At 41.6% G+C, this 12,254-nt stretch carries 10 protein-coding genes; 2 read left to right on the top strand and 8 right to left on the bottom strand.

Features of this window, described 5'->3' with window-relative positions; genetic code table 11:
- Positions 1-54: 54 nt before the first annotated feature.
- Both ppa and ACP69Y_RS11210 read right to left on the bottom strand, forming a co-directional pair.
- Complete coding sequence (gene ppa / locus ACP69Y_RS11215) at positions 55-585, bottom strand: inorganic diphosphatase (RefSeq protein ID WP_131363554.1); 531 nt, start codon at positions 583-585, stop codon at positions 55-57.
- Positions 586-713: 128 nt separating this feature from the next.
- Positions 714-1,112, bottom strand: a complete 399-nt coding sequence (locus tag ACP69Y_RS11210) for an MAPEG family protein (RefSeq protein ID WP_425918471.1) — start codon at positions 1,110-1,112, stop codon at positions 714-716.
- Positions 1,113-1,218: 106 nt separating this feature from the next.
- On the opposite strand from ACP69Y_RS11210, the gene ACP69Y_RS11205 reads away from it, so the two are divergent.
- Positions 1,219-1,599: a hypothetical protein gene (locus tag ACP69Y_RS11205; protein WP_425918470.1), complete on the top strand. Its 381-nt coding sequence runs from the start codon at positions 1,219-1,221 to the stop codon at positions 1,597-1,599.
- A 51-nt stretch (positions 1,600-1,650) separates the two neighbouring features.
- On the opposite strand, the gene ACP69Y_RS11200 is transcribed toward ACP69Y_RS11205, so the two are convergent.
- Complete coding sequence (locus ACP69Y_RS11200; RefSeq protein ID WP_425918469.1) at positions 1,651-3,327, bottom strand: AMP-binding protein; 1,677 nt, start codon at positions 3,325-3,327, stop codon at positions 1,651-1,653.
- 146 nt (positions 3,328-3,473) lie between these two features.
- Positions 3,474-5,693: a DNA topoisomerase IV subunit A gene (parC, locus tag ACP69Y_RS11195; protein WP_425918468.1), complete on the bottom strand. Its 2,220-nt coding sequence runs from the start codon at positions 5,691-5,693 to the stop codon at positions 3,474-3,476.
- 293 nt (positions 5,694-5,986) lie between these two features.
- Between parC and ACP69Y_RS11190 the strand changes: the two genes are divergently transcribed.
- Positions 5,987-7,738, top strand: coding sequence for a hypothetical protein (locus ACP69Y_RS11190; RefSeq protein WP_425918467.1), 1,752 nt, complete (start codon positions 5,987-5,989; stop codon positions 7,736-7,738).
- A 43-nt stretch (positions 7,739-7,781) separates the two neighbouring features.
- On the opposite strand, the gene niaP is transcribed toward ACP69Y_RS11190, so the two are convergent.
- The 4 genes from niaP to ACP69Y_RS11170 form a co-directional block, all read right to left on the bottom strand.
- Positions 7,782-9,101 carry a niacin transporter NiaP gene (niaP, locus tag ACP69Y_RS11185; RefSeq protein WP_131216099.1) on the bottom strand — a complete coding sequence of 440 codons (1,320 nt, stop codon included), beginning with the start codon at positions 9,099-9,101 and terminating at the stop codon, positions 7,782-7,784.
- 135 nt (positions 9,102-9,236) lie between these two features.
- Complete coding sequence (locus ACP69Y_RS11180) at positions 9,237-9,881, bottom strand: trimeric intracellular cation channel family protein (protein ID WP_086193105.1); 645 nt, start codon at positions 9,879-9,881, stop codon at positions 9,237-9,239.
- Between the two features lie 60 nt (positions 9,882-9,941).
- Entirely contained in the window at positions 9,942-10,409 is a 468-nt protein-coding gene (locus ACP69Y_RS11175; protein ID WP_425918466.1) for a YchJ family protein, read from the bottom strand.
- 83 nt (positions 10,410-10,492) lie between these two features.
- Entirely contained in the window at positions 10,493-12,070 is a 1,578-nt protein-coding gene (locus ACP69Y_RS11170; protein WP_425918465.1) for a TerC family protein, read from the bottom strand.
- Between the last annotated feature and the right edge of the window lie 184 nt (positions 12,071-12,254).

Raw genomic sequence — 12,254 nt, 5'->3', positions numbered from 1 at the left:
CAGGTTTTTTTTGTTTTTAGATTCTAAAAAATAAATCTAAAAACCAAAAATCAATTATGCATTTTTGTAAGCTTCAATTGAGCTAAGCACTTCTTGTTTCGCAACATCTGCACCTTCCCAACCACTTAACTTAACCCATTTTCCTGGTTCTAAGTCTTTGTAGTGTTGGAAGAAATGTTCGATTTGACTGATCAATAACGGAGGAAGATCAGTGTACTCCTGAACATCTTTGTAGATCGGTGTCAATTTTTCGTGCGGTACAGCAACCAGTTTCGCATCAATACCACCGTCATCTTCCATGTTCAATTTACCGACAGGGCGGCAACGAATCACTGAACCTGGTTCAACTGGATATGGTGTTACAACCAATACGTCTAATGGGTCGCCATCTAGAGACAAGGTATTTGGTACATAACCGTAGTTTGCTGGGTAGAACATTGCTGTACCCATGAAACGGTCTACGAATAAAGCATCTGAATCTTTGTCAATTTCGTATTTGATTGGTGCTGCATTTGCAGGAATTTCAATAATGACATAGATGTCGTTTGGTGCATCTTTACCCGCTGGGATATTGCTGTAGCTCATAGCATCACTCTTTAACAAGTTAAATCTTATTTAAACCGGCACGATTATAACGGTTTTTGAGAATTAAATAACTTTGTGATTATACATCCGCCACGCCAAAATATGTATTTCTGCCGACTGATAGGATCTTAAGTTAATTTAATCACCAGAAGTAATAAGCAAATTGGACAAAGTAAAGATAAGGTCCAAACAATGCTACGCAAAGTTGCCCAATTGGCTAAATAGCAAATGCCGTAAATAATACGTAGCACGATATACGCAATGCCAAAGGTCATGATCACGGTTTGGGGAACCACCATATATTCCGCCATTAAAATAGCAGCAATAAATAATGGTAAACTTTCAAAACTATTTTGCTGTGCTGCATTGGCACGTGCGGCCAAGCCGGTGGTTTTGGCTAAAAAATCGCGCGGATTTTGGTTATCTCGTCCTTTAAAGCCAGAGGTTTTTTTTGCAATCACTGTAAAGACGTAAGGCAATAAACATGCAATTAAGATGAGATAGATTATTCCGCTGATGTTTTGCATCTCATTTTTCTCATTAAGATTTTCTGCCAAGTATCATAGCATGGTGTTTCAGTAATAATTTTTGTTAAATTATAATGTTTTTATTAACGAGGAATAAGGATTCAGTATGGTCAACCCTGATCAACAACAAATGTTTGATGTCCTTGAAAAACAGCGCCTGCATCGACTCAAAGTGGATCGAGTACTCAAAATTGTACTGCCGATTGTGGGATTTTTACTTTCAGTCATGTGTGCCAATTTCAATAGGCTTTCTCTTATTTTCACCATTGTTATATCCATCGTCGCACTTTGGATGGTGGGGATTAAACGTCAAGCCCTTTGGATATGGACTACAGTCGTTGCACTCTACTGTTTGCTTGATAATTTATATAGCTTTGGTTCATTTGATTTAAAGCGATATATTTATCAGTTCGGTAGCATCACGACCTTTATATGGATTATGGGTATAGGGCGTCCTTATATTGATCGCTGGTTGATGAAAGATTAAAAGTTAAAATATAAAAAAGCGCCGAGAACGGCGCTTTTTTTATTGCATGGTTTATGCTGTTTTACGTAAATCTTTACGTAAGATTTTACCTACGTTTGATTTTGGCAATTCATCCATAAACTCAACATAACGCGGGCGTTTATAACCGGTTAAGTTTTCTTTAGCGAAAGCAAGTACTTCTTCAGTAGTTAAAGACTGATCCTTTTTCACCACGAACAACTTAGGTACTTCACCTGATTTTTCATCAGGCACGCCAATTGCTGCAACTTCCAATACTTTTGGATGTTTAGAAACCACGTCTTCAATTTCAGATGGATAAACATTAAAACCAGAAACCAAGATCATGTCTTTTTTACGGTCTACAATTTTAATATAACCGCGAGCATCCATAATACCGATGTCACCGGTACGGAAGAAACCATTGGTCATGACTTTTTCAGTTTCATCTGGACGGTTCCAATAGCCTTTCATGACTTGTGGACCACGAATCGAGATTTCACCCTGCTCGCCTAATGCAACTTCATTGCCATCATCATCAAGAATCGTAACTTCAGTCAGCGGCAACGGAATACCAATTGTGCCGCTAAATTCCATTGATGAAGGCGGGTTTGCTGTCGCAACAGGTGAAGTTTCTGATAATCCATAACCTTCAATGATGTTGGTACCAGTAATTTTTTTCCATGCTTCAGCTGTAGAAGCCAGAACAGCCATACCCCCACCCATCGCCATTTTAAGGTTGCTATGGTCAAGTTGCTTAAACTCTTCATTGTTCACCAATGCATTAAACAAGGTGTTTACTGCCGGGAAGAATGATGGACGGTATTTGCGCAATTCTTTCATTACCGCTGGCAAGTCACGCGGGTTTGGAATCAGAATGTTGGCTTGACCTTTATACATGCCGTACATGGCACACACCATGAATGCAAAAATGTGATAAAGCGGTAATGCACAGAAAATACGGTCATCTTTCGCACCGTCTTGTGCACCAAATTTACTTTGGAAAATACCGTCACACTGCAACATGTTCGCAACAAGATTGCGATGTGTCAGCTCTGCACCTTTAGAAACACCAGTCGTACCACCAGTGTATTGCAGTACAGCAGTATCACTTAAAGTCAAACTTGGACGCTTATAGTTGCTTGCGCTGACTTTAGACATTGCAGTATTAAATTTGATATGCCCTGGAATGTCCCAAGCTGGAATTTGCTTGCGTACTGAACGCAATACAAAATTCACTAATGTGCCTTTTAATGCACCTAACATATCGCCAACAGAAGCCACGACCACATGCTTCACAGGTGTTTTACCAATAATTGCTTGATAAACAGTCGCAAAGTTTTCAATGATCACCAATGCTTCCGCACCCGAATCATTCAGTTGGTGTTCAAGTTCACGCGAAGTATATAGTGGATTCACATTCACGAGTACCAAACCTGCACGGAATACACCTAGTGCAACCACTGGATATTGCAGCACGTTTGGCATCATCACTGCGACGCGAGAACCTTTTGCCAAACCTAAGCTTTGTAAATAGGTTGCAAATTTACGGCTTGCTTCTTCTAGTTCATTAAATGTTAAGACTTTATCCATAAAGATAAAGGCATCACGCGAACCAAATTTTTGAAAATTACGTTCAAAAACATCATTAAGTGAGGTATTTTCTGGTGGTAATTCTACTGTTTCCGGAATCCCTGTTTTGTGGTATTCAGCGAACCAAATCTTTTCCATAACGCCCTTCTCTCCAATCTGTAATCCTTAGTTTTCAACTGTTTTTCAATGTTATGCTGATTATTTAACTTGTTTATGCATAACATGACATCCATTTACACGAATACGCATCATATATAACGTATTTTGATCAATGGATGCTAGTTTTATCTTTGAATGAACAGTTTATTTGCTTTTTGATATCCCCGTGGCAACAGTTGACCTTTAGTCGCTCTTTTACCAATATACTTCTGAAGATCATCACCCTTTAATTTTAATTGTTGCTGTCCTGCAACCACTTGAATTATTTCATTTAAACCAAGCAATGTCATGGACAAAATTTGTTCTTTCGCTTCAAGTTGTATCAACTTGTTTCCTTTGCCTTTATTTAGCACTGGTAATTCTAACAAATCAATCACCAATAACCGACCAGCGGTACTCAGGATGGCTAAATGCGTATGGGCATCCACCGTTTGCAATGGCAATGCTTTGGCATCATCAGATACAGTTAAGAAGGCTTTACCCGCTTTCGCATTGGTATCGAGCTGTTTTGCATTGGATTTAAAGCCGTAGCCTTTAGAACTTACTGCAATAATTTCCTGTTCATCTTCCGCAATCAGCACTTGAATAAAGCCAACTCCATTTGCAGGAGCAAGTTTGGAGCTTAACGGCTCACCTAAACCACGTGCCGATGGCAAACTGTTAATCGCTAACGCATAACTGCGCCCGGTTTCATCCAGGACGTAAGTGCGCTGATTCGACTTACCGGTTGCATGACTTAAGTACTGATCACCTGCCCGGAAATTCAGATTTTCTGCATCGACTTCATGACCTTTGGCACAGCGAACCCAACCCGCTTCTGACAATACCACAGTCACTGGGTCAGCGGGCATCAGGTCTTGTTCGCTAATTGCCGCAGCTTCTGCCCGCTGTACGATTGGCGAACGTCGGTCATCACCAAATTTCTTGGCATCTTCTTTCAGTTCAGTAATGATGAGATTTTTCAATAATTCCGGGTTGGCTAATTGTTCACGAATAATGGCAGCGCGTGCTTCCAATTCTTCCTGTTCACGGCGAATTTCCATTTCTTCAAGTTTTGCCAAATGACGTAACTTAAGTTCCAAGATGGCTTCGGCCTGAATTTCATCAATCCCGAAATGTGCAATCAGTTCGGCTTTGGGATGATCTTCTTCGCGAATAATACGAATGACTGTATCCAGATCTAGATACGCAATCAAAAGACCGGCCAAAATATGCAGGCGTTTTTCAATTTTATTTAAATGATATTGCAAACGACGGGTGACCGTATTCTTACGGATTTCAATCCATTCCAGCAAAATACGGCGAATCGATTTCACTTGCGGACGCCCGTCAGCACCAATCATGTTCATATTGACACGATAGCTTGACTCTAGATCGGTCGTTGCAAACAAGTGACTCATCACTGCTTCGGCATCAATACGGTTGGAACGTAGCACAATCACCAAACGGGTCGGATTTTTATGATCCGATTCATCTCGAACATCGCTCACCAAAGGCAGTTTCTTCGCCTGCATTTGATCGGCAATTTGGGTGATAAGTTTTGAACCTGAAACCTGATAGGGTAGCTCTGTAATCACGATTTCATTTTTTTCAACGGTATACACCGCACGCATGCGATAACTGCCACGACCGGTGGTCTGAATTTTTAACAAATCCTCAGCCGAGGTAATGATTTCCGCTTTGGTCGGCAAATCCGGTGCCGGAATATATTCCGCAACTTTTTCATCAGTTAAGTTAGGATTACGAATCAGGGCGATAGTGCCTTTAATCACTTCACGCAAGTTATGTGGCGGAATATCGGTTGCCATACCCACCGCAATCCCGGTGGTACCATTCAACAAAATATTCGGAACACGTGCAGGTAAATTCACCGGTTCTTTCATCGAGCCATCAAAGTTGTCCTGCCAATCACACGTGCCTTGACCCAATTCAGACAACAGCACTTCACTGTAGAGCGAGAGTTTGGCTTCGGTATAACGCATCGCCGCGAAGGATTTCGGATCATCGGGTGAACCCCAGTTGCCCTGACCTTCAATAAATGGATAGCGATAACTAAAGGGCTGTGCCATCAACACCATTGCTTCATAACAGGCAGAGTCACCATGCGGATGGTACTTACCGAGTACATCACCGACTGTACGGGCAGATTTTTTCGGCTTGCCACTATGCTTTAAACCCAGCTCACTCATCGCATAAACAATACGGCGCTGTACGGGTTTTAAGCCATCACTGATATGCGGCAATGCACGATCCATAATCACGTACATGGCATAGTTAAGGTAAGCTTGTTCAGTAAATTCTGCTACGGAACGATTTTCTGTCGCATGATGCACAAGGCTGGTCATAAAAGCGTGAAATCCTAAATAATTCGTTTTTGTATCTACGTGGCTATGCTAAGTCGCGGGTGTCGACTACACAAGAGCAGTCAATGACACTGCGCGACAAATTGTGTCTTATGACGTAAAAATATTCATTTTATGATTACAAAGCAACTAAAAACCATCAACCGCATAAAAGTACAAATTCTATTAAACTTTAAGTATAAATATGATTTTAATTGGCTATAATAGATAATATTGCGATATGAATCACATTAATATGCATTTTGATTTAACCATGAAACATTCTTTGGAAGCGTATGACTCATCCTATGCAAATGTATATTCCCTATCAGCTTCGGGTAAAATTAAAACAGATTGATCCTATCTTAGATCACCAGTGGCAACAGCGTCTTAGTCTCCTGTTGGCTTCCACACCTGAACATCTGCATTCCAAGATAGAAGATGAATATTTAAAGCCCAAGAATATTCATTGGAATTATTTATCGCAAATTTTTGAGTTTAAAGGTCATATTGGTCTCCATGAACTTCATAGTTATATCCAGCATTTAGGTCTGTTACAGCTTGCGCAAAAAATTCGTGCTACCTTTCAGTATTTAGAAAAATATCAAACTGATGTCCAAATTGCTGATTATTTAGAAACCATTACTTATGAAATTAACAGTCTAGAGCTACAAGATCACAAAGATATTCAGGCCCAACAGCTATTAAAAAACGCATTTTTATATGATGCTGCGCAGAGTATTAAGCAGATAAATTTTTCAGTCACCCAAAATTATCGTGGCTTAACATCCGATCAAGTGCGCTGTTTTATCTTTGAAGTTTTCATGAAAAGTGAAATTTTGGGAAGCTGGTTTGCCCATATTTTACCCAGTGAATATGGGCAGCAGGAACTGCCTATTTTTCAAGATTATTTTAGTCATGAACAGCGTGTGCGTGACTTTGAAATTATTCAAACCTTGGATTATTACTTTATCATTGGCAGTTCTTGCGACAGCCGAATATCCTCTTATTCTATTCGACGCTTTTTAACCGAAGAAAATTTTGGCGTGGCAAATAAATTTTATATGAGTGGCTTGGTTCTTGATCCTAAACAGATTGATATTGCAGACTACCTTGAAAACTTTAAACAACAGATGGGACAAATGATTGGCTTACAACGCCAAATGAACCCACATATTGTCGAGCTGATGGAGTCATTACACCATTACAATCAACATCAACTTCGGCAAAAAATCATGCAAATGCTGGAGATTAAGGGTTTTTCAGTTGATCATCTGATCAATGAGCATTTAAATGAAATTGAAAAAGACTTATGTGTATACATTCTCGAACCCTTTCAAAACGGTCTCAGAAATAGTATTCAGCAACCCGACGAGCTAGAATTTTGCTTCTTAAATATTCGACGCTTAATGACCGAATTGTTGCACAGTTTTGAAATGTTCTCTCAGGAACCTGCTATTCAATTTAATCCGCATGCACGTCAATTCAAGTACCGGTTGATTGCTTATCTAAATTTATTAAAGCAGCGTCGTGCTTATATTTTTGTTCAGTTTGAAGACCAAGATCACTATCAACACCATCTCGATTTAGTGACGACTCCTCTGGAACAACTGCGAGATCAGGTAAATGGTGCTATTGAACAAAGCCGTCTCCTGCAACAGCAGCTGCGTCAATTGGAACGCGATGCCAAACAATCGGCAAATACCAATTTTATCAAACGTCTAATGAGTAAATCACAAAATAATTCTAATAAAATAAATGAATTAAAAACATCACTTATTGAAGTTTATCATCGCTGTTATTTAGAGATCATTCGTATTCAAAAACAATTCTCTCAGCACAGTCTTTATTTAGAGTCGAAAAACTTAATCTCTGCGGATGATCCCAAAGTACGCCATTATGCCTTTGCAGATGGTGAAAATGGCATAACACGATTACCCCTTTTACTGCAATTACCTGAGAACCGAGACAGCTTTAACTTGCAAAGCATAGCCTTGATTTTAAATCAAGATGTGGTGCATTCTGCCAAACATTGGGTAATCGACTAGTTCCCCATGTTTGACGTTCAGCACTTTGATTGGAGTTATAGAGTTATAGCCCCATCGATTCTAAAGTCTTGCCTTTGGTTTCTTCGCCCAGGACTAGAATCACCAAAGCCACGGCCAACAATACTACGGTAAACATGATGAAAACATGACTGAAACCATTGTTCATCACCATCATATGCGTGACCACCATGGGCGCCACAATCCCGCCCATACGTCCCACCGCAGAGGCCCAACCTGAACCAAAAGCACGAATATTGGTCGGATACTGTTCCGGCGTATAGGTATACAGCACGCCCCATGCACCCAAGTTAAAGAACGACATCAGGCAGCCCCAGAACATAATCATGTTCACGGTATCGGCCTGACCAAAGAAATAAGCCGAAACGGCGCACATGCCAATAAAGCCGGCCAGTGTCGCTTTACGCCCCAGTTTTTCCACCAGCCAGGCCGCCGCGACATAACCCGGAAGCTGTGCCAAAATCATGATCAGCACATATTCAAACGACTGCACAATGGTATAACCCTGTTTGACCAGCAAACTTGGCAACCAGGTAAAAATACCATAATAAGAATAGACAATACCGAACCAAATCAGCCACAGCATCAAGGTACGACGGGCAAACGGTCCTGTCCAAAGCTGTTTAAAAGAAATATTCTGTTTTTCAGCGACGGGCTTCACTTCAATGTGTTGAATCACCTCCACGCCACATTGACGTTCCAGTTTCTGAACCAAAGCATGTGCTTCTTCAATCCGTCCCCGGTTAATCAAGTAAGGAACCGATTCCGGCACTTTTTTAAGAATCATAAACACATAAATGGCAGGCAAACCGCCAATTAAAAATGCGATATGCCAGCCATAATTCGGAATCACGAAATAAGATACCAAAGCGGCAACCAGCCAGCCCAAGCCCCAAAAACTTTCCAGTAAAACAATAAAACGTCCGCGTACATGAGCAGGAATATATTCGCTGACCAAAGTCACAGCTACCGGAAGTTGTCCACCTAGTCCCAAACCGACAATGAAACGAAACACCAATAACCAAGTTAAATTGGGCGCAAAGGCACATAAAGCGGTGGCAATACTATAGGTCACCAAAGTAATGGCAAATACGCTACGACGCCCAATCCGGTCGGCCAATCCCCCGGAGAAAACTGCGCCAATCGCCATACCGACAAAGCCAATCGACACCACCCAGCCTTTTTCAGTCGGAGTCATGTTCCATTCTTCGGCCATAGTGGTCAAGATAAAAGCAATCAGACCAGTATCCATTGCATCGAACATCCAGCCGAGTCCGATTACCCATAGCAAAGTATAGTGAAACTTACCGATGGGTAAGCGTTGTACACGCGAGACTAAATCCATAACAAGAGCTCTGATTTGGTGACAGGATGCATACTGCTTTCCCAACAGGATTTATAATTGTGCTAATTTTTATACGCTAATTTGAAGATGATGACCGCTCATTCATCGGTCATTTCTCGTTTTTTGTGCACATTCTTATGAAGCATCTTTGGAGGATGCCGATTGATCATCATCATCTTTATAAATGAATTTTGGCATTTCCAGACCGAAGTAAATGGCGATACAACGTAAAGAGAAACCGAAAATCAGGGTCGAAATCACGGTGACTTCTAACGAGAAACCGATCTCCTGGCAAACCCAGTAACAGATGACTGAAACAAAGGAAATACTGGCATACAGCTCACGGCGGAACACCAGAGGTACATCGTTACAGAGGATATCACGCAGAATACCACCTGACACACCGGTCAAAACCCCAGCGACAGCCGAAACGACAAAACCATGCCCCATTTCAAGCGCAATCTGACAACCAATTACGGTGAAGCCAATCAACCCCATGGCATCTAGGATCAAGAAAATCGAGCGTAAATGGCGCATCCATTTGGCAATCAGAATCGTGACAAAAGCGGCAGCGCAAGTCAGCACGAGATATTCAGGATGTTTGACCCAAGTCAGTGGATAGTGTCCGAGCAGTACATCTCGAACTGAACCACCACCAAGTGCAGTCACACAAGCAATCAGCGTTACCCCAAACCAATCCATACTACGCCGACCAGCCGATAAAGCCCCGGTCATGGCTTCGGCCGTAATCGCAATAATATAAATCACTAATAGCAACATTGCCCTTCTTCCACTGAGGGTAATCGATGCGCGTTATTCTAAGGCAAATTCAGATGAAATTTATAGATATTGGGCACAACATTGTTTAAATTTTTTCCCTGATCCACAAATACAGGCTTGCTTCATGCTGGTTTGCATCTCTGTGGTCGGATCAAGAAAATACCAGGCGCCCTCATGTAGCACAAAATGTGAAATTTCATGGTGTACCTGTGCCTGTTTACCATCGTGATAATGTGCCTTAAATTCTACCTGTGCATGGTTTTTATCTATTTTTTCTTTGGCTTGTACTACTTCAAGCGTGAGCCATTGATTAGATTTACTCCAGTCAGCAATGGCAGCAACATCCAAGGCCTGTCGCTGTCCAATCGCTGTGGTTTTGACAATATAATCAATTTCATACTTGGCAAATGCGCTATAACGCGAACGCATCAACTGTTCTGCAGTTTGTGCTTTCGCTTGCCCCAAATGCAGCGGTTGGCAACAGCTCAGATACTCACCTACGCCACAGGGACATTTTGTTTCTGACATACATCTTTTCCATAAAAATAGCCCGACAATACAGGCTATTTTAATCAATTATCTTGGTTTAAAGATCATCTGCCGTAATTTAGTTAATCATCGGTATTATTTTCAATTTGCGGAATGATATGGACTTTATCAATCTTATGACCGTCCATCGTCACCACCTCAAAGATATAACCATCGGCTTCAAGTTTGGCCCCACTTTCCGGTAAATGACCCAAATGATGCAAAATATATCCCGACAAGGTGGAATACTGTTCAGAATCGTCAACCAAATCACGACCTAAAAGTAGCGACACATGACGAATATCGGTGGAACCTTCAAGCATCAAAGTGCCGTCTTCCAGACTTTCGGCAGCCGTTTCAAACTCGTCTTCATCCGGGAATTCACCTGCAATTGCTTCAAGTACATCAATTGGTGTCGCAATCCCTTCAATTGAACCGTATTCATTCAAAACAATTGCCAATTGTAACGGTGCCTGACGCAACTGCTCCATCACCATCAGCACTTGCGCATTTTCATGCACAATCACCGGTTCACGTAAGTGACCTTTAAAATTGAGTACACCGGTTTCAATGTATTCATTCATCACCTTATGCGTCAGGACCACACCAGCAATATTGTCCAACTCACCATGCGCCACAATTAAACGTGAATGCGTCATGCTCAATAGCTGTTCTTTAATCGCAGTTTCATCTTCGTCTAAATCAATCCATTCCAATTCAGGGCGCGGTGTCATCACCGATTTCACGGGTCGTTCAGACAGTCCAAGTACGCCTTGCACCATCACACTGTGATAGGCCCCATTTTGTTCATTAAAGACTTCATCAGCAAATGCACGGGTTGCCAGTACATCTTCTGGCTCATTATTTTGCGATTCCGACTTCCCACCGAGCATACGCATCACTGCAGAAGCGGTACGGTAACGTAAGTCCGTCGTCGTCACCATTTTCTCCTGGTTACGGCGCATGGTTTGATTCACAAACTCAACCACCACAGAGAAACCAATTGCAGCGTATAAATAGCCTTTTGGAATATGGTAACCAAAACCTTCAACAATGAGCGAGAAACCAATCATCATCAAGAAGCCCAAACAGAGAATCACCACGGTTGGATGCTTATTGACGAAATCCATCAGCGGTTTCGATGCCCAAAGCATAATACCGACTGCAATCACCACCGCGATCATCATCACAGAAAGGTCTTTCACCATTCCGACTGCGGTAATCACACTGTCTAGAGAAAAAACTGCATCCAGCACCACAATTTGAACAATGACCATCCAGAAAGCGGCATGCACCGGATTTTCTTCTTTCTGTGATTGAACTCCTTCAATACGCTCATGCAGCTCCATGGTGCCTTTAAATAAAAGGAACACACCACCAAACAATAGAATCAAGTCGCGGCCTGAGAAAGGATGCTCCAAAATATGAAACAGTGGCTGGGTTAAGGTCACAACCCAGGCAATAGAAGCCAGCAGAACTAAACGCATACCCAAGGCGAGCAGCAACCCGACAATACGACCGGTATTACGTTGTTCCGGTGGAAGCTTTTCTGCCAAAATGGCAATAAAGACCAGATTGTCGATACCGAGAACAATTTCTAAGACCACTAAAGTGGCCAGTCCAATCCATGCAGATGGATCTGACATCCATTCAAAGATCATTGGATGTTCTCCTGCAAGGGATTAAGGACTGATTTTAGAAGCTGCATATTAAAATCGGTGAATATGCCATGAACAACATTCTGTATAATTTTTGCGGACAAATTGAGATGTTCAGAGCGAGGACAACCACTACTCATGTTGATTCATTTATTGGAAAACAGATTTTTAGTATAGCAAGGTGAAC

It is taken from the genome of Acinetobacter sp. TSRC1-2, from assembly GCF_049895885.1.
Taxonomy (GTDB): domain Bacteria; phylum Pseudomonadota; class Gammaproteobacteria; order Pseudomonadales; family Moraxellaceae; genus Acinetobacter.
Note: the sequence above shows the minus strand (reverse complement) of the source record. Positions and strands in the feature narration are given on the sequence as shown.

Bases quoted from the DNA above. Each gene is read 5' to 3' on its own strand.
- ACP69Y_RS11170 (WP_425918465.1), bottom strand. From the start codon at position 12,070: ATGATCTTTGAATGGATGTCAGATCCATCTGCATGGATTGGACTGGCC.
- ACP69Y_RS11180 (WP_086193105.1), bottom strand. From the start codon at position 9,881: ATGTTGCTATTAGTGATTTATATTATTGCGATTACGGCCGAAGCCATG.
- ACP69Y_RS11205 (WP_425918470.1), top strand. From the start codon at position 1,219: ATGGTCAACCCTGATCAACAACAAATGTTTGATGTCCTTGAAAAACAG.
- ppa (WP_131363554.1), bottom strand. From the start codon at position 585: ATGAGCTACAGCAATATCCCAGCGGGTAAAGATGCACCAAACGACATC.
- ACP69Y_RS11200 (WP_425918469.1), bottom strand. From the start codon at position 3,327: ATGGAAAAGATTTGGTTCGCTGAATACCACAAAACAGGGATTCCGGAA.
- niaP (WP_131216099.1), bottom strand. From the start codon at position 9,101: ATGGATTTAGTCTCGCGTGTACAACGCTTACCCATCGGTAAGTTTCAC.
- parC (WP_425918468.1), bottom strand. From the start codon at position 5,693: ATGACCAGCCTTGTGCATCATGCGACAGAAAATCGTTCCGTAGCAGAA.
- ACP69Y_RS11175 (WP_425918466.1), bottom strand. From the start codon at position 10,409: ATGTCAGAAACAAAATGTCCCTGTGGCGTAGGTGAGTATCTGAGCTGT.
- ACP69Y_RS11210 (WP_425918471.1), bottom strand. From the start codon at position 1,112: ATGCAAAACATCAGCGGAATAATCTATCTCATCTTAATTGCATGTTTA.
- ACP69Y_RS11190 (WP_425918467.1), top strand. From the start codon at position 5,987: ATGACTCATCCTATGCAAATGTATATTCCCTATCAGCTTCGGGTAAAA.